General features: G+C 68.8%; 31 protein-coding genes. 4 read left to right on the plus strand and 27 right to left on the minus strand.

Annotated elements, in window-relative coordinates; translation table 11 throughout:
- Positions 1-61 precede the first annotated feature (61 nt).
- Complete coding sequence (locus tag DAETH_RS13525; RefSeq protein WP_264775399.1) at positions 62-535, minus strand: hypothetical protein; 474 nt, start codon at positions 533-535, stop codon at positions 62-64.
- A gap of 171 nt (positions 536-706) precedes the next feature.
- Between DAETH_RS13525 and DAETH_RS13530 the strand changes: the two genes are divergently transcribed.
- Genes DAETH_RS13530 through DAETH_RS13540 form a run of 3 tightly spaced genes read left to right on the plus strand, consistent with a single transcriptional unit; the run spans position 707 to position 2,737 of the window.
- On the plus strand, positions 707-1,474 hold the full coding sequence (locus DAETH_RS13530) for a class I SAM-dependent DNA methyltransferase (protein WP_264775400.1): 768 nt from the start codon (positions 707-709) through the stop codon (positions 1,472-1,474).
- Entirely contained in the window at positions 1,471-2,442 is a 972-nt protein-coding gene (locus tag DAETH_RS13535; RefSeq protein WP_264775401.1) for an NAD(P)H-dependent glycerol-3-phosphate dehydrogenase, read from the plus strand. Before DAETH_RS13530 ends, DAETH_RS13535 begins: the two co-directional genes overlap by 4 nt.
- 58 nt (positions 2,443-2,500) lie before the next feature.
- A complete protein-coding gene (locus DAETH_RS13540) occupies positions 2,501-2,737 on the plus strand; it encodes a hypothetical protein (RefSeq protein WP_264775402.1) in 237 nt (78 codons plus the stop codon).
- 625 nt (positions 2,738-3,362) lie between these two features.
- On the opposite strand, the gene DAETH_RS13545 is transcribed toward DAETH_RS13540, so the two are convergent.
- The 15 genes from DAETH_RS13545 to DAETH_RS13615 form a co-directional block, all read right to left on the minus strand.
- On the minus strand, positions 3,363-4,031 hold the full coding sequence (locus tag DAETH_RS13545; RefSeq protein ID WP_264775403.1) for a V-type ATP synthase subunit D: 669 nt from the start codon (positions 4,029-4,031) through the stop codon (positions 3,363-3,365).
- A gap of 96 nt (positions 4,032-4,127) precedes the next feature.
- Positions 4,128-5,540: a V-type ATP synthase subunit B gene (locus DAETH_RS13550; RefSeq protein ID WP_264775404.1), complete on the minus strand. Its 1,413-nt coding sequence runs from the start codon at positions 5,538-5,540 to the stop codon at positions 4,128-4,130.
- Positions 5,537-7,297: a V-type ATP synthase subunit A gene (locus DAETH_RS13555; protein ID WP_264775405.1), complete on the minus strand. Its 1,761-nt coding sequence runs from the start codon at positions 7,295-7,297 to the stop codon at positions 5,537-5,539. The genes DAETH_RS13550 and DAETH_RS13555 overlap by 4 nt, the downstream gene beginning before the upstream one ends.
- 114 nt (positions 7,298-7,411) lie before the next feature.
- Positions 7,412-7,768 carry a V-type ATP synthase subunit F gene (locus DAETH_RS13560; protein ID WP_264775406.1) on the minus strand — a complete coding sequence of 119 codons (357 nt, stop codon included), beginning with the start codon at positions 7,766-7,768 and terminating at the stop codon, positions 7,412-7,414.
- Complete coding sequence (locus DAETH_RS13565; RefSeq protein ID WP_264775407.1) at positions 7,765-8,742, minus strand: V0D/AC39 family V-type ATPase subunit; 978 nt, start codon at positions 8,740-8,742, stop codon at positions 7,765-7,767. The genes DAETH_RS13560 and DAETH_RS13565 overlap by 4 nt, the downstream gene beginning before the upstream one ends.
- 9 nt (positions 8,743-8,751) lie before the next feature.
- Positions 8,752-9,312 (minus strand): V-type ATP synthase subunit E, encoded by a 561-nt coding sequence (locus DAETH_RS13570; RefSeq protein WP_264775408.1) that lies wholly within the window; start codon positions 9,310-9,312, stop codon positions 8,752-8,754.
- A gap of 1 nt (position 9,313) precedes the next feature.
- Positions 9,314-9,619 carry a V-type ATP synthase subunit K gene (locus DAETH_RS13575; RefSeq protein ID WP_264775409.1) on the minus strand — a complete coding sequence of 102 codons (306 nt, stop codon included), beginning with the start codon at positions 9,617-9,619 and terminating at the stop codon, positions 9,314-9,316.
- A 21-nt stretch (positions 9,620-9,640) separates the two neighbouring features.
- Positions 9,641-11,695 carry a V-type ATP synthase subunit I gene (locus DAETH_RS13580; protein ID WP_264775410.1) on the minus strand — a complete coding sequence of 685 codons (2,055 nt, stop codon included), beginning with the start codon at positions 11,693-11,695 and terminating at the stop codon, positions 9,641-9,643.
- On the minus strand, positions 11,692-12,009 hold the full coding sequence (locus DAETH_RS13585) for a V-type ATPase subunit subunit G family protein (RefSeq protein WP_264775411.1): 318 nt from the start codon (positions 12,007-12,009) through the stop codon (positions 11,692-11,694). The genes DAETH_RS13580 and DAETH_RS13585 overlap by 4 nt, the downstream gene beginning before the upstream one ends.
- Before the next feature lie 356 nt (positions 12,010-12,365).
- The gene (locus DAETH_RS13590) at positions 12,366-13,667 is read right to left on the minus strand and encodes an ammonium transporter (RefSeq protein ID WP_264775412.1); all 1,302 of its coding nucleotides are present in this window, start codon (positions 13,665-13,667) and stop codon (positions 12,366-12,368) included.
- Positions 13,668-13,678: 11 nt separating this feature from the next.
- Positions 13,679-14,059 carry a P-II family nitrogen regulator gene (locus tag DAETH_RS13595; RefSeq protein WP_264775413.1) on the minus strand — a complete coding sequence of 127 codons (381 nt, stop codon included), beginning with the start codon at positions 14,057-14,059 and terminating at the stop codon, positions 13,679-13,681.
- 230 nt (positions 14,060-14,289) lie between these two features.
- Positions 14,290-15,342, minus strand: coding sequence for a M42 family metallopeptidase (locus tag DAETH_RS13600; RefSeq protein ID WP_264775414.1), 1,053 nt, complete (start codon positions 15,340-15,342; stop codon positions 14,290-14,292).
- 5 nt (positions 15,343-15,347) lie between these two features.
- A complete protein-coding gene (pth, locus tag DAETH_RS13605) occupies positions 15,348-15,980 on the minus strand; it encodes an aminoacyl-tRNA hydrolase (protein WP_264775415.1) in 633 nt (210 codons plus the stop codon).
- A 1-nt stretch (position 15,981) separates the two neighbouring features.
- Complete coding sequence (locus tag DAETH_RS13610) at positions 15,982-16,404, minus strand: hypothetical protein (protein ID WP_264775416.1); 423 nt, start codon at positions 16,402-16,404, stop codon at positions 15,982-15,984.
- 70 nt (positions 16,405-16,474) lie between these two features.
- On the minus strand, positions 16,475-16,978 hold the full coding sequence (locus tag DAETH_RS13615) for a DUF427 domain-containing protein (RefSeq protein WP_264775417.1): 504 nt from the start codon (positions 16,976-16,978) through the stop codon (positions 16,475-16,477).
- Positions 16,979-17,059: 81 nt separating this feature from the next.
- Between DAETH_RS13615 and DAETH_RS13620 the strand changes: the two genes are divergently transcribed.
- Complete coding sequence (locus tag DAETH_RS13620) at positions 17,060-18,172, plus strand: alpha-hydroxy acid oxidase (RefSeq protein ID WP_264775418.1); 1,113 nt, start codon at positions 17,060-17,062, stop codon at positions 18,170-18,172.
- A 108-nt stretch (positions 18,173-18,280) separates the two neighbouring features.
- On the opposite strand, the gene DAETH_RS13625 is transcribed toward DAETH_RS13620, so the two are convergent.
- From DAETH_RS13625 to DAETH_RS13675, 11 genes are all read right to left on the minus strand, one after another.
- Positions 18,281-18,442: a hypothetical protein gene (locus DAETH_RS13625; protein WP_264775419.1), complete on the minus strand. Its 162-nt coding sequence runs from the start codon at positions 18,440-18,442 to the stop codon at positions 18,281-18,283.
- Positions 18,426-18,860 carry a DoxX family protein gene (locus DAETH_RS13630; protein WP_264775420.1) on the minus strand — a complete coding sequence of 145 codons (435 nt, stop codon included), beginning with the start codon at positions 18,858-18,860 and terminating at the stop codon, positions 18,426-18,428. The genes DAETH_RS13625 and DAETH_RS13630 overlap by 17 nt, the downstream gene beginning before the upstream one ends.
- Positions 18,857-19,918 (minus strand): DNA topoisomerase IB, encoded by a 1,062-nt coding sequence (locus DAETH_RS13635; protein ID WP_264775421.1) that lies wholly within the window; start codon positions 19,916-19,918, stop codon positions 18,857-18,859. Before DAETH_RS13635 ends, DAETH_RS13630 begins: the two co-directional genes overlap by 4 nt.
- Positions 19,919-19,920: 2 nt before the next feature.
- Positions 19,921-20,676, minus strand: a complete 756-nt coding sequence (locus tag DAETH_RS13640; RefSeq protein ID WP_264775422.1) for a uracil-DNA glycosylase — start codon at positions 20,674-20,676, stop codon at positions 19,921-19,923.
- A gap of 114 nt (positions 20,677-20,790) precedes the next feature.
- On the minus strand, positions 20,791-21,306 hold the full coding sequence (locus DAETH_RS13645; protein WP_264775423.1) for a DUF7925 domain-containing protein: 516 nt from the start codon (positions 21,304-21,306) through the stop codon (positions 20,791-20,793).
- Positions 21,307-21,403: 97 nt separating this feature from the next.
- On the minus strand, positions 21,404-22,588 hold the full coding sequence (gene carA / locus DAETH_RS13650; protein ID WP_264775424.1) for a glutamine-hydrolyzing carbamoyl-phosphate synthase small subunit: 1,185 nt from the start codon (positions 22,586-22,588) through the stop codon (positions 21,404-21,406).
- Positions 22,589-22,675: 87 nt separating this feature from the next.
- The gene (locus DAETH_RS13655) at positions 22,676-23,032 is read right to left on the minus strand and encodes a four helix bundle protein (protein WP_264775425.1); all 357 of its coding nucleotides are present in this window, start codon (positions 23,030-23,032) and stop codon (positions 22,676-22,678) included.
- Positions 23,025-23,594, minus strand: coding sequence for an N-acetyltransferase (locus DAETH_RS13660; protein ID WP_264775426.1), 570 nt, complete (start codon positions 23,592-23,594; stop codon positions 23,025-23,027). The genes DAETH_RS13655 and DAETH_RS13660 overlap by 8 nt, the downstream gene beginning before the upstream one ends.
- Positions 23,595-23,679: 85 nt before the next feature.
- Positions 23,680-24,150, minus strand: coding sequence for a GNAT family N-acetyltransferase (locus DAETH_RS13665; RefSeq protein ID WP_264775427.1), 471 nt, complete (start codon positions 24,148-24,150; stop codon positions 23,680-23,682).
- 104 nt (positions 24,151-24,254) lie between these two features.
- Positions 24,255-24,761, minus strand: coding sequence for a GNAT family N-acetyltransferase (locus tag DAETH_RS13670; protein WP_264775428.1), 507 nt, complete (start codon positions 24,759-24,761; stop codon positions 24,255-24,257).
- Positions 24,758-25,243, minus strand: a complete 486-nt coding sequence (locus DAETH_RS13675; RefSeq protein ID WP_264775429.1) for an HIT family protein — start codon at positions 25,241-25,243, stop codon at positions 24,758-24,760. The genes DAETH_RS13670 and DAETH_RS13675 overlap by 4 nt, the downstream gene beginning before the upstream one ends.
- Positions 25,244-25,251 lie beyond the last annotated feature (8 nt).

Raw genomic sequence — 25,251 nt, forward strand, 5'->3', positions numbered from 1 at the left:
GCAAGTCAAAAAGAAGAAGGGAAAGGCCCGCGAGCCTTCCCCTCCCGACCCGCCTCCCGACTTACTGGGCGGCGATGGCCTCCAGGTCGTAGTTGTTGAGCAGCGTGGTCTGAACGTTTCCGTTCGCGCTGTTGTAGATGTTCCAGCCGCGCCGGGTGCCGCCAAAGAACTGGTTGTCGCGCTGGGTGTACACGAGGAGCTTGCCGTTGTCGCGGCTGAGCACCGTGTCGCCGGTGTTGAAGCGGTTGTCGTTGTTGGCGTCGCGGAAGACGATCACGCGGTAGGTACCGAAGGGAACATTGGTGGGCAGGTCGAGGGCGAAGCCTCCCGTCAGGAACTTGTCGATGACCTGCGACTGGGTGCCGTCGGCGGTGTACTGGCCGTTATTGAAGCCCACGAGGGCAAGGCCGAGGTTCTGGTTGGCGCTGAAGCCGCGCAGTTGTCCGGTCACGTCCTTGCGAACCGGGTTCCCCGCGAGGGTGCAGGAGCTGAGAGCGACGGTGCCGAGGACGGCCGTGAGCAGCAGATTTTTCATGGTGAGACCTCCTGGGGATCGAGATCGAACGCCCCTACCGTAGCGGTCCAATTGCGGGAAGGGCTACAGGGCAACCCTTCCCGCTGGGCTCACGGCCCGTTCATGCTGGCGGCAAACGGCCCGTGATACCTGACGCGGCGTTGAAAAGATGGGGGCGGTAGAGTACACCATATGCAGAGCCAGCCTCCCTTCACCGCCCTCGCCGCCGTGTACGACGCGATCATGGCCGATGTGGAGTACGACCACTGGGCCGACTTCGTGCTGACGTACGCGCGGGACGGGGGGCTGGAGCCACGGTTGGCCCTCGACCTCGCCTGCGGCACGGGAGGCTTTACCCGCGAACTGATGGCGGCGGGGCTGCGGGTACACGGGCTGGACGGCAGCGCCGAGATGCTTCGGGTGGCCCGCGAGCGGCTGGGCCCGGGGGTCACGCTCTCGGTCGGCGACCTGCGTACCGTCGAGCTGGGCGAGACCTTCGACCTCGTGACCTGCGTCTTCGACAGCCTGAACAACCTGCTGACGCCCGGCGACCTGGGGGCGGCGCTCTCCCGGGCCAGGGCGCACCTCCGCCCCGGCGGCCTCCTCGCCTGTGACCTGAACACGCGGCTGGGTGTGCGGGAACTGTGGGAGGGGGGCGCCGTCGAGGGACTGGCCCACCTGCCGGACGGGCGGGAGGTCCACTACCACTGGTCGCACCAGTACGACGTGGAGGCGGACCTGGGCGTGGTGCAGGCCTTCTGCCGGGTGCAGGACGCGGAGGGCACCTGGGAGGAATTTCTGGAGGTGCACCGGGAACGCGGGTACGACCCCACCGACCTCGAACCCCTGCTGCGCGAGGCCAATTTCGCGCGCTGGGAGATTGTGGAGTACCCGGATTACGCGCCGCCCTCCCTCGACACGCCGCGCGTGTGGGTCTTCGCCTGGGCGGGGGAGGCATGAGCCGTCCGGTCCCGGTCCTGGGGGCGGGGGGATGGGGGACGGCCCTGGCGGTCGCGGTCGCGCGGGCAGATCGAGAGGCGATCCTGTGGGCCCGTCGCCCCGACTTCGCCTCCCGCCTCGCCGAGGTGCGCGAGAACAGGGAATACCTGCCGGGCGTCTCCCTTCCTGATACGGTGACGGTCACCTCCGACCTGAAGTCCGCTGTGGCCGCAGCGGACTTCGCTCTGGTCGTCGTGCCCAGCGTGGGTGTTCCTGAGTTGCTGGCCGCCCTGCCGCGTGAACTCGGGGTCGTCCTGTGTGCCAAGGGGCTCGCGCCGGACGGGGGACGGCTGACCGACCTCGCGCGGGAACTGGGCCTCACCCACGTCGCCGTCCTGAGCGGTCCCAACCACGCCGAGGAGGTAGGGCGGGGCTTACCCGCCGCGACGGTCGTGGCAAGTGCGGACCCGGACCTCGCTCAGGCCGTGCAGGCGGCCCTCGTCTCCCCCGCCCTGCGGGTGTACACGAGCACGGACGAACTGGGGGTGGAACTCGGCGGCGTGCTGAAAAACGTGATCGCCCTCGCCGCCGGGATGGGGGACGGCCTGCGGCTGGGGGACAATGCCAAGGCGTCGCTGATCACCCGGGGTCTGCGCGAGATGGGGCGTTACCTTGAGGCCCTCGGCGCCCACGAGGACACCGTGTACGGCCTGAGCGGGCTGGGCGACCTCGTGGCGACGGCGACGAGCCGCCACAGCCGCAACCGCGCCGCCGGGGAGGCCATCGCGCGCGGCGAGAGTCCCGCCCAGGGGGGCAAGGTGGTCGAGGGCCTGCGGACGGCGGGCCTTCTCGACGTTTGGGCCACTGCCCACGGCCACGACCTTCCCATCGTCCGCGCCGTGGCGAAGGTGACGGGCGGAGAGTGGACGCCCGCGATGGGCTTGGCGCACCTGATGGAACGGGACGCCAAGCCGGAACTGGAGGGGTAGGGGTGGGCTGGGCAAGTCGAACCTTCCCCTGACCTACAGCCGCTATAAGAAGGTGAGTATGGAGACTTTTGAAACCAAAGCCCTGCAACTCGCCTACCACATGACCGAGCCCAACACCTATGAGGGGAAGGTGGGGCAGGGGTACGTGGAGGCCCGCGCCGCCGACATCCGCCGCACCTACAACATCCTGTGCGGCCTCGACCCCGAGCACCAACCTGCCGTCGCTGCCGTCCCCGCCCGCAAGGCGCCCCCCAAGCGCAAAGCGCCGGACCTTACCGACTCCGCCGAGCTGTAATTTCCGGGGAAGACATGGGGCAGAGTGAACTCCTCCAGGCCGCCGAAGAGTTCGCCCTGCCCTTCTATAACCAGTTCCACCGCGCCTACCACAACGCAGAGCATGTGCGGGCCGTGCTTCACGCCCTCGACTCGCGCGCCCTCCTGACCCCGGCTCTCGCCCTCGCCGCCTGGGGTCATGACCTCGTGTATGACCCCCACTCCAATGACAACGAGGAACGGAGCGCGGAAGTGTTCGGGAAGTGGCTGCGGGAGCAGGGCGCCCCTCCTCAACTCGTGGAGGAGGTCGGCGCTCTCATCCTCGCCACCCGTCACACTTCGCCCCCCACCACCCGTGACGAGGCGCTGCTGGTGGACGCCGACCTCAGCATCCTGGGGGCCGATCCCCAGGCCTTCGCCGCTTACGACGCGGCCATCCGGCGAGAGTACAGTTTCGTTACCGAGGAGGCGTATCAGGCCGGGCGGGCGCAGATCCTCCAGAGCTTCCTCGACCGCGAGTGCATCTTCTCCACGCCCGAGTTCGCCGGGTTGGAGTCACAGGCGCAGAGGAACCTCACCCACGCTCTCGAACGTCTGCAAGAGAAAACCGCCCCTCGTGAGGGCGGCTTCTCGCAGAGACTGGTCGCTCAGTCGGCGGCCGTGCCGTGTTGCCCGGCCTGGGCGTTCTGCTCTTCCTTGTCGCGCTCCAGCTTCGCCTTGATCTTCTTCAGGCGGAAGCTCTCCTCGCGCTCGCGCTGGTCGAGCACGCCGCGAATGAAGCGGATGTCGCCCTGGATACCGGGGATCACGACCTGCTCCAGCGCGTTCACCCGGCGAGAAGTCTTCTTGATTTCCTCGCCGATGCGCCGCAGCTTCGTCTCGGTCGCGGCGACCCGGACGATGGCCTCCATCACCCCGCCGAAGTCGGTCGCGGCCTGTATGGTCCGCGCGCCGACGTTGATCGGGCTGAAATTCACCTGCTGGTTGCGCTCGGGCACGTTGATGCGGGGCACCTTCACACCGTAGATGCTCTCGATCTGCATGTCCACGGCGTAGTCCCCGCTTCCCGCGAGGCTCAGGCTCTCCACCGCCTCCGGGCTGTCCCACGCCTTCGCGCCGAACAGGCTGGTGTATGCCCCCTTGCTCACGCCGCCGAGTTGCTCGCGTGCGCTCAATGCGTCCTTCACCAGCGCGAAGAATTCCCCGATCAGGGCGTCGCGCTTGCGCTTAAGCAGGTCAGCACCGCTCGAAGCGGTCTTCAGGCTGGCCTTGCTGGCGAGCAGGGCGGAGCGGGTGGGGCTGATCTGTCCTGCCATATGTTCACCTCCTTCGTCGGTAGGGTGAGTGGGAAGTGGTCAGTAGTGAGTGTAAAAGGCCCTTCCCACTAACAACTTACCACTCACCACTGACCGTCAGATCCGGTTCCCCCGCCACATCTCGTCCAGCCTCGTTCCGTAAAACTTGTCGATGGAGTCACGGCTGAGGCGGGTGAGCTGGCTCTGGGGCAGCTTGGAGAGGATGGCCCAGGCCACCGTCAGGCTGTCGTCAATGGAGCGGTCCTGGTCGCCCTGGCCGATGAAGTAGTTCTCGAAGTCGTCGGCAAAGCGCAGGTACAGCTTGTCGGTCTCGGTGAGCGCGTCCTCACCCGTGATGGCGACGAGCTTGCGAAGGTCGAGGCCGTTCGCGTAGGCGGCGAAAAGCTGGTCGGACACGTTCTTGTGGTCCGCCCGCGTCTTGCCCTTGCCGATGCCGTTGCCCTGGAGACGCGAGAGGCTCGGCAGCGGGTTGATCGGCGGGAAGATACCCTTGGCGTTCAGCCCACGGTCCACCACGATCTGTCCCTCGGTGATGTACCCGGTCAGGTCGGGGATGGGGTGGGTGATGTCGTCGTCGGGCATCGAGAGGATCGGAATCTGAGTGACCGACCCGGGCTTGCCCTGCACCACGCCCGCGCGCTCGTAGAGCGAGGCGAGGTCGGTGTACATGTAGCCGGGGAAGCCGCGCCGACCGGGAATCTCCTCGCGCGCCCCGCCGATCTCACGCAGCGCCTCGCAGTAGTTCGTCAGGTCGGTCAGGATCACCAGAACGTGGTAGCCCTGCTCGAACGCCAGGTACTCGGCGGTCGTCAGCGCCATGCGGGGGGTCAACAGACGCTCGACGGCGGGGTCGTCCGCGCGGTTGAGGAAGAGGACCGACCGGGCCAGAGCCCCCGTGCGCTCGAACTCCTGGGTGAAGAACGAGACCTCACGCTGGGTCAGGCCCATCGCCGCGAACACCACCGCGAAATCGCCCTCGTGGCCGGGGACCTTCGCCTGGCGGGCGATCTGCGCCGCGAGTTCGTTGTGCGGCAGACCCGAGCCCGAGAAGATCGGGAGCTTCTGCCCACGGATCAGCGACGTGTTCACGTCGATGGTCGAGATACCCGTCTGGATAAACTCCTCGGGCTTGGCGCGGGCGGCGGGGTTCATGGGCTGCCCGTTGATGCTCAGGCGCTGCTCGGCCACCACGGCGGGCAGCCCGTCGATGGGGCGCCCCAGGCCGTCGAAGCGGCGACCGATCATCTCCTTGGAGACGCCCAGGCGGGCCACATCTTCGACGAGGCTCACCGAGGCGGTGGCGAGGTCGAGGCCGCGCGTCTCCTCGAACACCTGGATGACGGCGTTCTGGTCGGACACCGAGATGACCTGCCCGCCGCGCGAGCGGCCCGTGCCGTCCTTGATGTTCACGATGGCGCCGTACGCGAGGTCCGAAGCCGCGTTCACGAAGAGCAGCGGGCCCGAGATGTACGCGACGTCGTTGTATTCCTTCTTCAGGAGGGTGGTCACGCTCTCACTCCTTGCGGGGTACGCTTGAAGGTCCGGTCGAGTTCGTCCATCACGCCCTCGCCGTAGGCCATGAACTCGGCCTCAGGCACGTAGCGGGCGCGCGACAGCTTCTCGATCACCGGGTTCTGGATGATCTCGTCGATGGTGGCGCCCTGCCGCAGCGCGGCCTCCGCCTCGTCGTAGAACTTCAGCATCATCTTCATCAGGCCGTAGTTCTTGGGCATGGAGGCGCTGGCGTCCACCGGGTCGAAGCCGTTCTGCTGGAGGAAGTCCTGGCGCAGCATCCGCCCCGCCTCGATCACCAGACGCTCCTGGTCCTGAAGCGCGTCGGGGCCGACGAGCTGCACGACCTCCTGCAAGGACGCCTCCTGCTGGAGGATGTTGCTGATGCGCTGGCGCAGCTCGGGGAAGTCCCGGCCCACGTTCTCGCGGTACCACGAGTCGAGGATCGGCGTGAAGAGGCTGTAACTGCCGTTCCAGTTGATCGCCGGGAAGTGACGGCGACGGGCGAGGCCCGCGTCCAGACGCCAGAAGGCACCCGTGATGCGAAGGGTCGCCTGCGTGACGGGCTCGGACATGTCGCCGCCCGCCGGGCTCACGGCGCCGATCACCGAGACCGCGCCGTCCTCACCCGCGAGGGTCTTTACCGCGCCGGAGCGCTCGTAGAAGGCGGCCAGCTTCGCGCCCAGGTAGGGCGGGTAGCCTTCTTCGGCGGGCATCTCCTCCAAGCGGGAGGAAATCTCGCGCAGAGCCTCGGCCCAGCGGCTCGTCGAGTCGGCCATCAGCGACACCGAGTAGCCCTGGTCGCGGAAGTATTCGGCCAGCGTGATACCCGTGTACACCGACGCCTCACGCGCGGCCACCGGCATGTTCGACGTGTTGGCGATCAGGATGGTGCGCTGCATCAGCGGGTTGCCGGTCTTGGGGTCTTCCAGTTCCGGGAACTCGACGAGCACGTCTGTCATCTCATTGCCGCGCTCGCCGCAGCCCACGTACACCACGATGTCGGCGTTGCCGTACTTGGCGACCGACTGCTGGGTGACCGTCTTGCCCGAGCCGAAGGGCCCGGGGATCGCCGCCGCGCCGCCCATCACCAGGGGGAACAGCACGTCGAGAATCCGCATCCCCGTGAGGAACGGCAGGCTGGGGTCGAGCTTGCGGGCGACGGGACGCGGCGCGCGGACGGGCCAGTAATGCGCCATCCGCAGCTTCGTGCCGTCCTCCAGCTCCGCGATGGTGTCGTCGATGGTGTACTCCCCGGCAGGCACGACCATCCGCAGACGGCCCTGCACCTCGGGCGGCACGAGGATCTTGTGCGTGAAGGAGAACTCCGGCACGGTGCCCATGATGGAGCTGCCCGTGACCATATCGCCCACCTGCACGGAGGGGGTGAATTGCCACTTCTTCGTGCGGTCGAGGCTCGACACCTCAATGCCGCGCGCGATGAAGTCGCCCGACGCCTCCCGGATCTTGTCGAGGGGACGCTGGATGCCGTCGTAGATGCCGTTGAGCATCCCCGGCCCGAGTTCCACGGACAGCGGGAGGTTGGTGGTGACCACGGGCTCGCCCACGGTCAGCCCCGAGGTGTCCTCGTACACCTGCACGAAGGCGGTGTCGCCGTCGAGGCGGATGATCTCGCCCACGAGGCGTTCCTTACCCACGCGCACGATGTCGTACATCTTCGCGCCGTACATACCGTCCGCGATGACGGCGGGTCCGGCGATGTTCTGCACGACGCCCTGCTTGTTCTGCGTCATTCTGTCTCCTTGGGAGAGGCGAGGGGTCTAACTGTCTGACGGTTCAACAGTCTAAAAGATGCCCAGGACGGCATTTGTGCCTTTAGACAGTTGGACGGCCGGACCGTTAGACCCTCAGAGCTTGATGTCGAACCCGATGGTGTCCCGCACCAGCTTGCCCATGTACGCCTTGGCGTCCACCGTCTCGGTCGAGAAGGCGTCCCTGAGGCTGGGGATGGGCAGCAGGATGGGAAGATCCCGACCGCGCATCACCCGGGCGGTGGCGGTCGCGGGGTCGGGGATGAGGCCCGTGTCCACCGCGACGAGGCCGTAACGCCCCTCCGTGATCACCCGTTTGAGTTCGCGCACGGCGGTCTCGGGGGTCGCCTCGATGACCTCCGCGCCCGCGAGGCGGTAGCCCGTGGCGGTCTCGGCGTCGGCGAGAACGGCGACGCGCTGGGTCTGGCTCCCTGCTCCGGTCCTGGCGGTCATGCCTGCACCTCCCGGCGAATCTGGTCGGTGGCGAGGTTGTAGAACTTCCCGCGCCCGATCAGCCGCAGCTTGGCGATCTCGATCTCCTTGCGGCGCAGGAAGTCGAGGATGACGCCGACGCCCTCGGGGTCGCTCATCGACGTGTTGCGCGCAGCGGTGTCGAGGGCGGTGCGGGCCGCGACCTCGGCGTCCTCCAGGGTAGGCGCTTCCAGAATGGCCGCCGCGTCGGAAATGCCGCTCGCGTCCCCGCCCGCGAGACGGCTATAGCCGCCCGCGTCGAGGTGCCCGCCCGGCACGAAGAGGTTGGGGTCGAGCGCCTGACCACGCGTGCTGCGGGCGATCAATGCATTGCGCACGTCGATCTCCCGGCCCAGGTAACGGCGCAGGCTGGTGTTGCGCGCCACCGCGAGGGCGTGGCGGTAGTACCCCTGGTCGAGCGCGACCTCCAGGTCGAGCAGGCGGTTGCTCGCCCCATAGGCGGCGGCCCCGTCGCGCATCGCCCGCGCGAGCGGGTGCCCGCTGACGGCGATGGCGGTCGCGGCACTCGCCAGGTCGGTGCTCTGGGCGGCGGTCTGGAGGGCGGCGGGCTTGATCGTGCCGCCCGGGATCAGGCTCTCCAGAATCGCGTCGGCGCCCCGCCCGCTCACGATGCCGCGAGCGACCGTCTTGAGGTTCACGAGGTCCCAGCGCATCAGCAGGACCTCGATCTCCCGCCGCGCCTGCCCGTCCGCGAAGCCCAACACCTTGCGGGTGGTGGCGAAGAGGTTTTGCGAGAGGGCCCGGTCGAGTTCGGGGAGCCCGGCGCCCTCGCTCGTCGTCTCACGCAGTTGGGGCGCGAGTTCGGTTTCGGTCAGAACGCGCAGGAACTCCTGGTAGCTGCCCGAGGCGAGCGCCGAGTCAAGGGCGCGCCCGTCGAGCAGCTTGGTCCGCATCACGCGAACGCGCGTGTTGATGTAAGCGTAGTCGTCGGGCATGAGTCGTCCCTATTCCCCGGCGAGCAGGCGGCTGATCTGCGGGGCGAGGTCGCTCCTTACCTGTTCCAGGCGGCCTCCCAGCGTATTCGTGATCCCGCTCTTGCCGCCGCGCGCCACGACCCGCACGCCACCCACGACGCCCGGATTCTCCCGCACGGGCAGGTCGGTCACGAGTTCGCGGGCGAGCGCAGCCTCGGCGGGGTTCACCTCGACGGCCTCCGGGTTGGGGATGGCCTGGCGGGCTTCCGTGATCAGCCGACCCAGAATCTCGCGGTACTCGGGGGCCTGCGTGATGCCCTGGAGATACTGCTCGACCATCCCGTACACCTGGCCCAGTCCCTGTTCGCCCGCGTTCAGGCGCGAGGCGCTGAGTTCGAGGTCGGCGGCGGAGCGGGCGCGCACGAGACCCGACTGGCGCTGGGTTTCGAGCGCGCGGGTGCGGCTGTCGAGCAGGCTCTGCGCGCGTTCCCGGGCGTCCGCCAGGATGCGGGCCGAGCGCTCGCGGGCCTCGGCGCGGATGCGCTCGATCTCCGACTGTGCCTCGTTTTCGAGAAGCTTGTCGAGCGCCATCTCAGTTGAGGATGAACAGCGCGAGGAAGCCGAAGATCACGAGCGTTTCGGGAATCAGGAAGTACAGCAGCAGGCTACCCGCCTTGCTGGCGTCCTCGGCCACCGCGCCCACGAGGCTGGAGCCGATGCGCGCCTGGGCGACACCCGTGCCCAGGGCACCGAGGCCGAGCGCCAGACCCGCGCCGACCGCGCGAAGGCCACGGTACAGCTCGTCGGTGGCGGCGTTCGTACCCGCCTCCTGGGCGAAGCCGGTCGTGGCGAGGGCGAGGACGAGGGACGCGAGGACGATCTTGTTGTATCTGGTCATGGTTGACTCCCGAAACTGAGGTTATTTGGCCTGCCCGCTCGTGGGGCTGAGGCGGCGAAGGGGGTTGTAGGCCGGGCTCGTCTCGGCGTTGAAGCCGGTCGGGTTGAGGAACTCGACCATGTGCAGACGCAGCGGCTGGACGATGTGGCCGATGAGGGTCAGGGCGAGCACGAAGAAGTGCAGCAGGGCGCCGACGACGATTCCCAGGATGATCCCGAGGAAGCCGATGCGCTCGGCGAGGCTCCAGCCCAGGTCCGAGCACAGCTTGGCGAGAATGGCGCTCACCAGGCCGACCGCGAAGATACGGGCGTAGCTCACGACCGCGCCGCCCTGCGACAGCAGTTCGATGGGCAGCAGCGGGAAGTGCCGGATGACGCGAATCCACCCGATCAGGAACAGGGCGAAGCCCAGGTACATGACCAGGATCAGCGGGTTGGCGAAGTTCGTGAACTGCCCGAAGTCCTGTCCGGCGCGGGTAGCGAAGGCCATGCAGATCAGCGCGAGCACGCCGCCGAAGAGGGCCAGGCCCTCCCAGGTGTGCGTCGAGTCGCGGTGCTTGACACCCTGCTGGATGCGGATGCCCCATCCCCACAGCACTTGCAGGATGCCGAAGAGGAGCGCGAAGACCAGCGCCACGTTGGAAAAGTAATCGGTCTCCAGGCGCGGGAAGAGCGTCGGGATCAAGCCGTAGTGAGCCTCCCCGTGCGACTCGGCGCGGATGCCGGTCCAGCCCCAGAGGTTGTTCACGAGGTTGGGGTCCACGTAGAAGAGGTGCAGGTGCTCGCCCAGCGTGCCGAACAGCTCGCCCGTCAGGAAGCCCCACAGGATGCTCCAGCCCGCCATCACGTTCGTGACGAAGGAGAGGTCGCGCAGGGTCGCGGGCGGCACGTAGGCCCCGAAGAAGCTCAGGTCCCAGCCCTCGTTCCGCCGCGCCTTGCCGCCCAGCCACAGGCCGAACAGCAGGAACAGCAGGCCGTACCCCACGTCGGCGATGATGATGCCGAAAAACAGCGGGAAGAACACGGCGACGACCCAGGTGGGGTCGAAGGTCCCGTACTTGGGCAGGCTCATCAGCCCCATCACGACCTGGAAGGGCCGGACGTAGGAGTTGTTCTTGAGCTGCACGGGCACGGCCGCGTCGTGGTGCTCGTCGACGGGCTGGAGTTCATAGCTCACCGCGTCGCCGAAGCGGCCCAGGGCCGCCGTCAGCGCGGGCACCCGGTCGGCGGGCACGTACCCCTGCATGGCGAGGCTGTACTTGCCCCGGGCCGACACGGCGCGCACATCGTGGATTGCCACCCGGTCTTTGAGCGCGTCGCGCACGGCGAAGAGCGCCGGGCCGTGGGTCTGCGCGAGGCGGTCGCGCTCCTCGTTGAGCCTCCGCTGCCGCTCGGCCCCGCCCGCCCGGATGCGCTCCATTTCGGCGGCGGCCTCAGAGAGAGGCATCCCGTCGAAGCGGCCCGGCAGCCTCAGCTCGCCCAGCCGCACCCGGCCTAGCGCGGCGCGGGCGGCGTCACGGTCGGCCTTCAGCGTGGCGATCAGCCCGACGCGGTTTTGCCCCACCGTCTCGGTCGCCAGCGCGTACCGGTCGGGAAGTGCCGCGCGCAGGGCCGCGTCGAGTTCGCCGAGGTTGTCGCTCGGCTGGAGGAGGAAGGGCACGAGGGCGAGGCGACGGCTGCGGTCGAGCCCCCCGGCGAGTCGCGCGAGGGCGCGCACCGCGTCCCCGTAGGACGTCTCCGCGTCGAGGTCCGCCTGGAGTTCCTGGCGGCTGCGGGCGAGGACCGAGACGGGACCCGCCGCGCCCTCCACCACGCGCTCCCACTCGCCCTGGGGGGGGAGGGGCGCGGGGGCGGGGCGGTAGGCGCCGAGTTCGGCGATGGTGCTCTCGGCGCGGGCGAGGAGGCGTTCGTCCTCGCGGCGGCTCTGGGCGTCCTGTCCGGCGAGGGTCCCGGTGTTCAGGGGCCCGCCCGTGATGGGCTTGAGGTGCAGGACCCCCGCATCCTGCAGCGCCGCGATCACCGCCTCGCTGTCCCGCTTGCGGGTAGCGATCACGACCTGCTGCATGGGGTTGATCACGGCAGCACCGCCCTCAGGATCTGCTCGGCGGCCTGCTGCACCCGCGCCGACGACCGCTCGTGGGTGGCCTGCGCTTCCCGCTCGGCCTGGGCACGAGCCTCCTCGCGGATGCGGGCGGTCTCGGCCTGAAGCTGTCCTTCGCTCTCGGCCTGCATTGCCTGCGCGCGCGCCTGGGCATCCCGAAGGATCCGGGCAGCCTCGGCCTCGGCGGCCTCGATCTCGCGCCTCGCTTCCTCGCGGGCCGCCTCGATCTGCGCGTCCAGCGCCGCCTCGCGGCTCGCCAGCTCACTCAAGACTCGACTGGAGACGTCCAAATCCCTCCTCCTTTCTCTCACACAACACAGTCTTTCTCACAACACAGCCCTTTCGTGGCTCCGCCGCACCCCGCCTCGAATCCCCCGTCCGGAGACAGGGAGAGTGGGATGCGATGAGTAGTGCGTTGGCCCGACCTTTGAATTGGCGTCAGACTCGTGAAGCATCCTAACACAGCCGCCTTTCCCGTCCCGGAGGGCCAAGCGTCCCGGAAATCTGGGAAGACACCGTTACCCGGCGGGCAACACCGCCGAGGAGCAGAGGAGTCGGCCCGCCCCCGGGGATGCGGTCGGGGGCGGGCAGGACGTGGAGGTTCTGGGATTGGGGGAGGGACCCAGGCCGGAGCCCGGATGGAGACTCAGTCGCCGCCGAGGAAGACGGGAGCGCCGAGGCCGGTCTCGTTCTCGGAGTAGCCCTGCTCGCTATGGGCGCTGATGTCGATTCCGGCAACCTCCTGGCTGGCGGGCACCCGCAGGGGGGTCAGCAGACTGACGAGTCTCAGCAGGACGAAGGAGCCGAGGCCGGTAAAGGCGACGCTGGCGAGGACGCCGAGGGCCTGGATCAGAAGCTGCTCAAAGGCGGGCTTGCCGCTGCCGGTGGTCCAGGCGAGCGCCCCGGTCAGCAGCGCCCCGACGATCCCGGCGACCCCGTGGCAGGCGAACACGTCGAGCGAGTCGTCCGCGCCCAGGCGGTGCTTGTACTGCACGGCCCAGAAGCTGGCGGTGGCGCCGAGCGCCCCGACGATGACCGAGGCCCAGGGGCTGACGAAGGCGCAGGCGGGGGTGATGGCGACGAGGCCGACGACGAGGCCGGTGGCGGCGCCGACGGCGGTGGGCTTGCCGTTGCGGCCGCTCTCCCAGGCGAGCCAGGTCAGCATCGCGGCGGCGGGGGCGATCAGGGTGGTGATGAAGGCGAGCCCGGCGGTCTGCCCGGCACTCAGCGCACTCCCGGCGTTGAAACCCATCCAGCCGAACCACAGCAGCCCGGCCCCAAGGAGGACGAAGGGCACGTTGTGCGGCACGTGCGCCGTGCGGGGGTAGCCCATGCGCGGCCCGAGAACGAACGCCGCGACCAGGGCGCTCACGCCCGCCGCGATGTGGATGACGGTGCCGCCCGCGAAGTCGAGCGCCCCGAGCTTGAAGAGCCAGCCGTCCGCGCTCCAGACCCAGTGGGCAAGCGGCGAGTAGATCAGCAGGCTCCACAGCGCCCCGAAGAGGATGAAGGCGCCGAAACGCATCCGCTCGACGACCGCGCCGCTGATCAGGGCGAGCGCGATGATGGCGAACATCGCCTGGAAGGCCGCGAAGACGTAGGTGGGGATGGTGCCGGTCAGGCCGTCTTTCAGCCCCTCCAGCCCGAGGTTGCCGAGGCCGCCGACGAGCGCGTTCCCGCCCTCCCCGAAGGCGAGCGTGTACCCCGCGAGCATCCACAGGACACCGACGAGCCCGATGGAGATCACGCTCATCATCATGGTGTTCAGGACGCTCTGGGCGCGGGTCAGGCCGCCGTAGAAGAAGGCGAGGCCCGGCGTCATCAGGAGCACGAGCGCCGCCGAGACGAGCATCCAGGCGGTGTCGCCCGAGTTCAGCGTCGGCGTGGCGTCCTGCGCGAGGGCCGCGCCGCCCAGGAGCACGAGCAGGGGGAGGGTCTTTTGCAGCATGACACGACTCCTTAGACCGGAACGACCGGCGCGAGTTTCTTCTCGGTGACGGGGGTGAGGGCGGCGTTGTCCTCCTCGCCGGTGCGGATGCGAACCACGCGCTCCAGCGGCTGCACGAAGATCTTGCCGTCGCCGACCTCGCCCGTGCGCGCCCCCTGGCAGATCGCGCGGATCGCCACCTCCACGAAGGGCTCGGACACGGCCATGCGGAACTCGACCTTCTCCCGGAACTCGACCATCACCCGCGTGCCCCGGTAATGCTCGACGACCTCCTGCTCGCCGCCGTGCCCCGACACCCGGCTGAGGGTGATGCCGCTGATGCCCGCCTGGAAGAGGGCCTCCTTGACCTGCTGCACCCGTTCGGGGCGCACGACCGCCGTGATCAGCTTCATGGCGTCTCCTTTTTCATGCTCAATTTGCAGTTTTCGCATCCCTGCATATCCGCAGACTAAAAGCAGATGTGCAGAGTGTCAATTTGGGGAGTGCGAGATGTCCAGATTTTCGACAACACTTCGCAAGGCAGAGGATGCGTTGGAAGGACTCTGGCGGTCGCACGACACCGGCAGCACGAAAGTTGACCCCGCCACGCGGGGGTGCGGGCGGGGCGGCGGGTGGAGACGAGTCAGCCGAGGTAGGCGACGAGCAGGGCGAGGCCCGCGCGCAGGTCGTCCTCGTGGACGGCCTCGACGACCGTGTGGATGTAGCGGGTGGGGACGCTGAGGGTGATAGAGGGTACGCCCGAGCGGGAGAGTTGGATGGCAGCGCCGTCCGTGCCGCCCAGCGGCAGCACTTCGAGCTGGTAGCGGACGCCCTCGCGCTCGGCGAGGTCCACCACCTCGTCCACCAGCCGCCGGGTCGAGATCATGGAGGAGTCGAAGACCTTGATGCCGATGCCCCCGCCCAGCCGGGTGACGGCCTCCTCTGCGGGCACGCCGGGGGTGTCCACCGCCAGCGTCACGTCCAGGCCGATACCGACGGAAGGCTCGACCCCGTAGGCGGCGGTGGTGGCGCCGCGCAGCCCCACCTCCTCCTGCACGCTGAAGACGGCCACCACGTCGTGCCGGGGGCGGGTCTCGCCGAAGTGGCGCAGCAGTTCGAGTTGCAGGAAGACGCAGGCGCGGTCGTCCATCGCCTTGCCCACCGTGAGCTTGCCCATCTGCCGGGCCGTCTGGTCGAGCGTCACCATGTCCCCGATGCGGACCCGGCGCCTCACCTCCTCCGCGTCCAGGCCCAGGTCCACGAAGAACTCGGCGAGTTCGGGGATCTTCTTGCGGTCCTCCGGGGAGGAGATGTGGATGGGCTTGCCGCCGGGCGTCATGACCCCGGGCAGGGCGCCGCCGCGCGTCTGCACCGTCACGTTGCGGGCGAAGAGGTTGCGGTTGTCGAAGCCGCCGAGCGGTTGCACCCGCAGGAAGCCCCGGTCGTCCACGAAGCGCACCAGGAAGCCGATCTCGTCCATGTGGGCGCTGAGCATCACCCGCTGGCGTCCCTCGGCGGCGTCCTCCCGCCCCCGGCGCAGGGCGATCACGTTGCCCAGGGGATCCACCCGCACCTCGTCGGTCAGGCCCTCCAGCTCGCGCAGCACGAAGTCGCGCACGGCGTCCTCCTGGCCGGGCACGCCGTTGAGGTTTGAGAGCTGACGGAGGAGGTCCAGCCGCAGTTCGGTTGTGGTCATGCGGGTCAGGATACGCCGGGCTCGGGCTGGGGCGTCTCCTCGGACGGAACGGGCAGTTTCGGGCGCAGGTCGGTGCCGTTGAAGCGGCCCTGCGCCTCCGCCAGCCCGTGCTGGGCCCAGGCTTCCACCGCGTCCGCGCCCAGCCGCACGAGTTCGGCGAGGGTATCCGCCTCCTCCTCGCGCCAACGGCTGAGCACCCAGTCCGCCGGGTCCCAGCCCGCCGGGGGGCGCGAGATGCCGATCTTCAGGCGCGGGAAGGCGTCGGTGCCCAGCACCCGGATGATGTCGCGCACCCCGTTCTGCCCGCCGTGCCGCCCGCCCAGCCGGAACTTCAGCAGGCCGAAGGGGCTGTCGAGGTCGTCCTGCACGACGAGCATGGCGTCCGGCTCCAACTTGTAAAAGGAGACGAGCGGCCCCACCGCCTTGCCCGCCGCGTTCATGAAGGTGAGCGGCTTGACGAGCAGGACACGGGCGCCGGGGGCCGGGCCGACCCGAACCTCGGCGACCTCGGCGTCCTTCTCCTTGCGCCAGGCGGCGGCCCAGCGGCGGGCCACCTCGTCCACCACCAGCCAGCCGATGTTGTGGCGGGTGCGGGCGTAGTTCGGTCCGGGGTTACCCAGGCCCACGACGAGGCGCACCTCAAGCCTCCAAGCTGCTCAGGACCTCGCGCCAGTGGGCCTCGGTCTCGCGGACGCGGGCCTCCCCACGGGCGCGGGTGTACCCGGCGCGGAAGTCGGCGAAGCGAGTATCGGACTCGGCGAAGAGGAGGCCGAGGGCCTGACGCACGTCCTGCACGTTGCGCTCGGTGAGGGTGGTGTCCTTGGTGTCCAACACCTCATCGAGGGTTGCCATCAGCCCGGAGAGGGGGCGCAGCCACTGGAAGGAGGGGTCGTTCATCACGAGGGCGTAGAGGGCGAAGGGGCCCCCCACCGGCCCGTGCAGGAACTCGTACTCGCCCTTGGCGAAGTCGAGGAGCGCCGAGTGGAAATGCCGCAAGCCCTGCGCCAGGGCGGTGAGCCGCGAGCGCACGCGAGTGTCTGGAGAAGACCCTGAACCCGTCATAGCGGCAGGGTAGCAAGGGAGGCGAGGTCCACCCGGTCCTTCTCCCACAGGTCCACCCCTGAGGAGGAACTTACCAGCCCAGCGTCCCCGGCTCGCCCTTGAACGGCCCCACCACATTCGACGTGATCCAGCCGCCGTAGAAGCCGCCCGGCTGCGGCGTCACGCGGTCGCCGTCCACCCAGCACTCGTCCACCCGGCCCGCGTAGACGGCCACGTGCCCGGCGATGGGCGCGAAGGCGGGATTAGGCCGCTCGTAGCTCCACGCCGCCGCTTCCGCCGTCTTCCCTCCCGCCCGCAGCGTCCAGTACGTCGCCTCGCCCTTCCACTCACAGACGCTGCCCCCCCCTGCCGGAACGAGCACACCGGGCAGGAAGGCCTCGGGCGGCAGGTAATAGGTGGGTGGATGACTCGTCTCCAGCACACGGAAGGCTGCGGTCGTCTCCGCGATCTTCACTCCACTGAGCCAGATTTCGAGCCGGGCGGACGTGCGCTCCAGCCGGGGCGGGCGTGGGTAGTCCCAGACGCTCTCCTGACCGGGACCGGGCGGGATAGGGAGGGGGCGCGAGCGGAACATAGAGGCAGTGTGCTCGCCGGGTTCTCGCCTCGCCGTCAGCCCGCACCCCATCCGGGAGATCGGCCGGGTAGGCTGGGAGCCGTGACCACCATCAACCTGCCGGACGCCGACGTTCCCGAGCTGAGCGGCACGGTGAACCTCGCGGACCTCGAAGCTCTCGGACGGGCCCGCCTCGACCGCAACGCGCTGGAGTACTACGCGAGCGGCGCGAACGATGAGGTGACGCTGCGGGCGAACCGGGAGGGCTTTCGTGCCATTCGTCTGCGGCCCCGCGTGTTGGTGGACGTGTCGAACGTGGACGTTCGGACGGAGGTGCTGGGGCTGCCGCTCGCCTGCCCGGTGGGCATCGCGCCGAGCGCCTTTCACGGCCTCGCGCACGAGACGGCGGAGAGGGGCACGGCCCGCGCGGCGGCCTCGGCAGGAAGCCTAATGACCCTGAGCACCTTCAGCAACACGCCCATTGAGGATGTGGCGCGGGACGCGGTGGGCCGCCTGTGGTTTCAGCTCTACCCCTACACCGACCGGGAGGCCAGCGCCGACCTCGTGCGACGGGCCGAGGCGGCGGGGGCGCGGGCCCTCGTGGTGACGGTGGACGCGCCGTTCGTTGGTCGCCGCGAGCCGAACGAACGCCACCGCTTCGCCCTGCCGCCGCACCTGGGCGTGCCCAATGCGGGCAGCCGCGAACACCTCGCCCGGATGGAGTCGGAGAGCGGGTCGCAGCTCGTGAACTACTTTCAGGGGCTGGTGGACAAAGCCTTCACCTGGGCGGACCTCGCGTGGCTGCGGTCGGTGACCACGCTGCCCATCGTCCTCAAGGGCATCCTGACCGCCGAGGACGCGCTGCTTGCCGCCGAGCACGGCGCCCACGTCTGGGTCAGCAACCACGGAGGAAGGCAGCTCGACACCGCCGTCAGCTCCATCGAGGCCCTGCCCGAGGTCGTGGAGGCGGTGGAGGGACGCGTAGAGGTCTACCTCGACGGCGGCGTGACGCGCGGAACGGACGTGCTCAAAGCGGTGGCTCTCGGCGCGAGGGCCGTCTTTCTGGGCCGGGCGGCGCTGTGGGGTCTCGCGGCGGGCGGGGAGGCGGGCGTGCGGCGCACCCTCGACCTCCTGCAAGACGAGTTGCGGCTGGCGCTGGCCCTGTGCGGCAAGCAGAACATCGGGCAGGTGGGAAGGGATTTGGTGAGGTTGTGAATGGGCCGGAGTTGGAACCTTACCGGGCGTTGGCTGAGGCGGGACCACTGGCGGTGGCGGAGGAGGCTTACAGACGAGGCTTAACTGGAATTGGCGTTATCTACGTCGTCAAGGGAACGTGCGACGTGCCTCTTCCTGTGGCAATTGACGCAATGGCTGAGGCACGTAAAATACTTTTTCCCAACGCACAACAAAGGCGGCGGACGAATGAGCGTTGCCGTTTAAGCCGCCTGCGCCTTCCTCCTCGGCGACCTCAAGGGCTTTTGCCATGATCCTCACGCCGCCTCGGCCACGCCCCCGTGGACCACAGGGCCCACACCACCAGCAGGGGCTGGAAGAACAGCCGGATGAGCCGCGCCCCGTCCGTGTCCAGCCCGAAGGCGTCGGTGCGCGTGAGGTATTGCGAGACGTTGCCGGGAAAGATGACGACGAAAAAGGCGGCGACCACCCAGCCCACGGCCACGCGCTGGCGGGGCAGCGCGAGCAGGGCCGCGCCCAGCACGATCTCCACGGCCCCGGAGGCCAGCACCACGAAGTCGGGATCGAGCGGCAGCCACCTCGGCACCTGTGCCCGAAACTCCTGCCGAAGTGTCGTCAGGTGGCCTATGCCCACCAGAATCAGCCCCACACCCAGCAGGAGGCGGGCAAGCGTGCAGGCCCAGAAGGTCGGGGGCTGAGCGTTTCTCAAGCCGCCTCCGCCTGCTCCTTCCTCCTCCGCCTCGTCCTCGGCGTCCTCAAGGTCTTCTCGCTCTCCAGCATCCGCTTGAGGGCTGCTTCGGCGCGGGTCAGGCCCTCCAGGTCAGGCTCGGCGCGGCCCGCTCTCGGCTCGTAGTCGTCGAGGACCTTGCCTTCCTGGTAGCGGTCGAAGATGACGGGGCAGATGTAGCTGCCGCGCGTGACGGCGGGGGTGTTCCCCAGGTCCTCGGCGACGAACTTGACGCACTCCACGAGCGTCTTGCGGGCCTGGCGCTCGCTCTCCGGCGCTCCCACCTCGGCCAGGAACTCGGCGGCGACGAGGGTGCCGCCCCAGGTGCGGAAGTCCTTGGCGGTGAAGGGGCCGACCACCTCGCGCAGGTAGGCGTTGAGGTCGGGGGCACGCACGCGCACTCGGGTGCCGTCCTCCTCCACGCTCTGAAAGAGCCAGGGGCCGGGCAGTTCGAGGAGCCGCGCGATGTTGCCCGCGAGGGTGCGGTCGCGGATGACCCGGTGCTGGTGAACCCCGTGCTTGCCCCGGAAGGTGAAGGTCACGGTGGCGCCCTCCACCTTGACGTGGCGCTGGCGCAGGGTCGAGAGACCATAGGTCTTGTGCGCCCGCGCGTAGGCGTCGCTTCCCACCCGGAAGTGGGCGACGTGCAGCAGCCGGGTCATCAGCGCGAGCACCTTGCGCCGGGGCAGCCCGGAGAGGCGCAGGTCCGAGGCCGTCACCATCCGCAGGGTCGGCAGCGCGTCCGCAAAGCGCGTGAGCCGCTGCCACTTCTTCAGCGCCCCCGCCTGCATGAAGTCGGGGTGGTAGCGGTACTGGAGCCGTCCGGCGGCATCTCGCCCGAACGCCTGCAACTCGGCGTCGGGGTCGGGCGAGACGAACACGTCCGTGTAGGCGGGAGGTACGGCGAGGGCGGCGATGCGCGCCACACCTTCCTCGTCCGTGTACTCCTCCCCATCGGGCCAGAAGTAGCGGAATTCGCCCTGCTTGTTCCCCTCGCGGCGCAGGTACTCGTCTTGCAGAATCTCGGTGCGGCTGGGCATCCCTACTGCTCCTCCGCCTTCTCGGGAAGTTGCCAGTCTATCGGCGTCTCGCCCGCCTCCTCCAGCGCGGCGTTCACCTTGGAGAAGGGCTTCGTGCCCAGGAACTTCGCCACGCTCAGGGGGCTGGGGTGGGCCGACTCGATGATGACGTGCTGCTTGCCCGTGATCAGCTTCGCCTTCTTACGGGCGTAGGCGCCCCACAGGACGAACACGACCCGCTGCGGCTTGGCGTTCACGGCGTGGATCACGGCGTCGGTGATCGCCTCCCAGCCCTTGCCCGCGTGACTGTTCGGCTCGCCCTGCCGCACCGTGAGGACGGCATTGAGCAGCAGCACGCCCTGCTCGGCCCACGCCCGCAGGTAGCCGTGCCGGGGCGGTTTGAAGCCCACGTCCGTCTGCAACTCCTTGTAGATGTTGACGAGGCTGGGCGGCGGCCGTACCCCGGGCCGCACGCTGAAGGCGAGGCCGTGCGCCTGCCCCGCCCCGTGGTAGGGGTCCTGGCCGAGGATGAAGACCTTCACGTTCTCCAGCGGCGTGTAGCGCAGGGCGTTGAACACGTCCGGGGCAGGCGGGTAGACGTTGTGCGCGCGGCGTTCCTCCACCAGAAAGTCCCGCAGCGCGTGGAAGGACGGGGAGGCAAACTCGGCGGCGAGCGCCTGCTGCCACGACTCCGGGAGTCCGGCGGGGAGAAGGGCTTTGGGCGTTTCGGTCGCGGTGTCGGTCACCGCGTCGCCGAAGAGGCTGGGTTGGTCGGTCATGGCGTCCTTTCGGGTGGGAGGAAGGCTCGGCAACTCTGGCCGCAGTCTCCCCTACCCACCCCGCCCGAACGGTACGCGGCCGCCGCTCCTCAAGGAAAGGTGAAGCGTCTGCCCCTACTTCACCCGCACCCGGAAGGCGAACTTCAGCGTCTTGCCCGGTCCCAACTCGCCGACCGTCCAGCGGACATGCGTGTAGGTAGACACCGGGGCGATCACCTCGCGCGTGACGGTCTGGCCGTTCTCGCTGACCGTCACCGTGCGTCTGGGGGCGGCGTTGTAGGTTCGCCCGTCGTCGATGCTGTACTCCACGCGCCAGCGACTCGTGTTCGCGGTCACCTCTCCCACGAACTCAGTGCCTCGCGGCACGGGCGAGCCCACGAAGACGCGCCGCAACGTCTCGCCGCCGACGTTTTTCACGCTGATCTGCTCGCGCAGCAGGTCGCCCGGCACGACCGTCTTGACGTTCGGCACAATCTGCTCGACGTCCTGCCCGCCCTGCTGAACCCGCCGCACGAGGTCCTGCGTGAGCGTGAACTGGACGCGTGGCTGAGTGGTGGAGATTGGAGGCGACTGCGCCCAGGCACCAGGAGAGGCGAGCAGGCAGGCGAGCGTGAGCGGGAGACGCTTCAAGGGGAAGACCTCCGGGGCAAAGAGACCGACGACCGGAAGACACCTTCCAGGCCGTCGGCGCACGATCCTCACTTGAAAGGGCCTGAAGCGCCGAGGTTCAAACGCCCAGCCGCCCCGAGGTCGCCTTCTCGACCGGCGTTCCGCTCGTTCCGTCGAAGGCGTCGATCTCCTCGATGAAGCGGTCGAAGAGGTAGCGGCTGTCGTGCGGCCCGGGGCTGGCCTCCGGGTGGTACTGCACGGAGAAGACGGGGTAGCGGCTGTGCGCCATACCCTCCAGCGTGCCGTCGTTGAGGTTCACGTGCGTGGCGACGAAAGCGCCGTTCGGGATTGACTCGATATCGACCGCGTACCCGTGGTTCTGCGAGGTGATCTCCACGTTGCCCGTGAGCAGGTTCTTGACCGGCTGATTCCCGCCCCGGTGCCCGAACTTCATCTTGAAGGTGCGCCCACCCGCCGCGAGGCCCAGAATCTGGTGCCCCAGGCAGATGCCGAAGGTGGGCAGCAGGCCCATGAGTTCCCAGGCGGTCTTGTGAGCGTATTCGAGGGGAGCCGGGTCGCCCGGACCGTTCGAGAGGAAGAGGCCGTGGGGCTGAAGCGCCATGATCTGCGCCGAGGTGGTGTGCGCGGGCACCACGATGGGCTCGATGCCGACCTCCGCCAGCCGCTCGATGATGGTGTGCTTGATCCCGAAATCCATCAGCACGACGCGCTTGCCGTGCCGCAGGGTGGGGAAGGCGTAGGGCAGGGAGGTCGTGACCTCCCTCGTCATGTCGTGCCCGTCGATGTCCTGGTGGTCACGGGCCCGCTGCACGTAGACCTGCTCCTCGGCAGGCGTGAACTCGCCGTAGGGGTCCTCCGGGTGGGTGTACGAGCGGTGGGCGATCACGCCCTTCACCACGCCGCCCGTCCGCAGCCGCCGCACGAGCGCCCGGGTGTCGATGCCCTGGATGCTCACCACCCCGTACTGCTGCATGAAGGCTTCGAGCGACTGCTGGGCGCGGTGGTTGGAATACTCACTGGAGAACTCGCGGGAGATGAAGCCGCGAACATACGGCTTGTTGCTCTCCATGTCGTAGATCGCCACCCCGTAGTTCCCGACGTGCGGGTAGGTGATCGTCACGATCTGCCCGTTGTACGAGGGATCGGTCATGATCTCCTGGTAGCCCGTCATGGAGGTGTTGAACACCACCTCGCCGACCGTCTCGCCCCGGTGCCCGAAGGCGTAGCCCCGGTACACGGTGCCGTCTTCGAGGGCGAGGATGGCGCGTTCTTTTCTGATCATAGGGGGCCTCCATACCGGCTCACGGGCCGGGTTTCATGGTGGGGGAGCTGTCAGCTCTCAGCCGTCAGCTTTCAGCCGGGAAGCTTATCAGGGTGTTCTGAGGCGGGCAGTGAATGCGCTCAGCATTCGCTTCACCTCCTGGGTCTGAGCGAGGAGGTCAGCCGTGGGTTGGGGCTGAAGGTAGTCCAGGTCCCCGGCCAGAAGCAGGAGATACTCGGTCTCGCTGGCCGAGCCAGCAGCGATCTCCAGAAAACGCCGGGAGTCACCCTCCGCCTGCCTCCCGCAGCCCTCGGCGATGTTCGTGGGAATGGAAAGAGCGGCCCGGCGAAGCTGTGAGGTCAAGCCGAACCGTTCCTCTCCGGGAAAGGCACGGTTCGCAACGTAAACACCTAACGTGAGCGCGTGCGCCTTCTGCCATACGGCCAACGTCCGAAAATCACGCACCAGCGTTTCCTGCTGACGGCTGATCGCTGACGGCTGAAAGCTCCTTGTACATCGCGATCTCGTTGCAGTTCTCGAAGAACGCGCACCGCTGGCACTCGCTCCACACCTTCGGGTGCAGGTTCGTCTTCTCGATCCGGGTGAAACCGCACTTCTCGAAAAAGCCCTGCTGGTACGTCCACGCGAAGAGGGCTGGCAGGGCGATTTCGCGCGCCTCCCGCTCGCAGGCCTCGACGAGTTGTTTGCCCAGCCCCCGCCCCTGCATGCTGGGGTGAATGGCGAGGCCGCGCACCTCCGCGAGGTCGGGCGCGAGCATGTGCAGGCCGCAGACCCCCGCCAGCCCGCCCGGCTTGCCCCCGTGCGGCTCGGCGAGGACGAGGTGGAAGTCGCGGATAGTCTCGGCGAGGAGCGCCTTGGAGCGCACCAGCATCAGGCCGCGCGCCGCCCAGTAGCCGATCAGCTCGTGGATGGCGTCGATGTCGCTCAGCCGTGCCTTGCGGGTGGTCAGCGGCGCCTGCGGATGCAGGTCGGGAACGGCAATGGAATCGAGGGAGAGGAGGGTCATGGGTGACCCCGGTGTGCGGTGCGCGGTGCGTGATGCGCGGGAGGTTTACCCACCGCGCACCGCGTCCCGCGTCCCGCCTCCCTCCCTACGCCTTGCTCGCCGCCCGGTCCAGCGGACGCATCCAGGTCGTGCCGCCGGGGCGCTCGCTGCGGGCGCGGTAGGCGCGAATCTGCGGCGCGTCGGGAAGGTCGCCCATCACCACGGCGAGGGGAACCTGCTGGAAGCCGAAGCTGCTCCAGTCGCCGCCCTTGCTGAACATGTAGATCGCCCGGTCGCCCCGGCCCTGGGCGTACTGCACGGCGCCCATCACCAGCCGGCGGCCCAGCCCGCTGCCCCGCGCGCTCGGCAGCACCGCCGCGCCGCGCAGCAGCGAGGCCCCGTCCCCGTGCTCCAGGCCGATGGCGCCGACGGGCTGATTGCCGCGCGTGGCGATCCAGTAGGTCGTGCCCTCGGCGAGGGCCGCCTCCGTTTCCAGCCCGGCCTCCTGCATCACGCGGGTGACGGTCTCCTTGTCCTCGGGGCCAGCAAGACGGATCTGCACATTCTGGTCGGTCATGGGGGGTTCCTCCGTGGGGGGCGTCCTCCCGAAGGCCCACGCGGGCGTCCGGGAGGGCGGAATTGTGCGTGGAGGAAGCATAGCGCAGGTCGGTCATGGTGAACTCAAGCTCCTCCCTGCCAGGACGGCACCGTCAGAGAACGCACCCAGCCCACCTCATCCTTCAGCCACCCCCGGCACTCGCCGCTGCGAACCTGCGGCGTGTCCGGCAGGGCGGCGGCCACCGTCTCGGGCGGGACCTGCGTGAAGCCGAACTGTTCCCAGAAGGGGCCCGCGTCACTGGAGAAGAGGTACACCGCCTGGTCGCCGCGCAGGGTCGCCTGGGTCAGCGCGCTCGTCGCCAGCGCCCGCCCCAACCCCTGCCGCCGTGCGTGGGGCAGCACAGTCGCCGAGCGGATGAGAGAAGCGCCCTTCCCGTGTTCCAGGCCGATGCACCCGGCGGGCACGCCGTCCAATTCGGCGATCCAGTACGTCGAGCCGTCGAGCGTCGCCGTGATCGCGCCGCGCTCGCTGCTCAGGCCCACCGCCAGGATGAGATCGCGCAGGGTGTCGAGGTCCGTTTCGCCCTCGGCCTGGCGGAGCTTGATGTGGGTGTCGGTGTCCAGGGTCATGGGAGCCCTCCCGGAGAAAGAGGCCGGGCCTGACGCGCCGCCTCCTTGAGGAAGTAACGGATGCCCGCCCCCGCCGCCGCGTCCGTGTTCCAGCGGGGAATGACGTGCAGGTGGACGTGGGGGATGTGCTGGCCTCCTGCCGGGAAAACGTTCCAACCCACCGTGTACCCGTCGGGCCTCACGGCGTCGTCGAGGTGGGCCTTCACTTCCGCGAGCAGCGCGTGGGTCGCGGCGGCCTCCTCGGGGGTGAGGTCGAAGACGGTGGCGCAGGGCCGTCTGGTGACGATGATGCCGGAATGGGGCAGGCCTTCGGCATACTGTGGCTGCAACTGGCTGTAGACGCACAGGTCGTTCTGGATCGTCCAGCCCTCCCCGCTCAGGCGGCCCGCCGTGTCTGGCAACAGCGGATTCTCCCCCGGGTGCGCGAGCCAGCGCGCCCACTCCGCCTCCCGCCCGGCAAGCAGGGTTTCATCGAGATTCACGACGACCC

This window comes from Deinococcus aetherius (assembly GCF_025997855.1).
Classification (GTDB): Bacteria; Deinococcota; Deinococci; order Deinococcales; family Deinococcaceae; genus Deinococcus; species Deinococcus aetherius.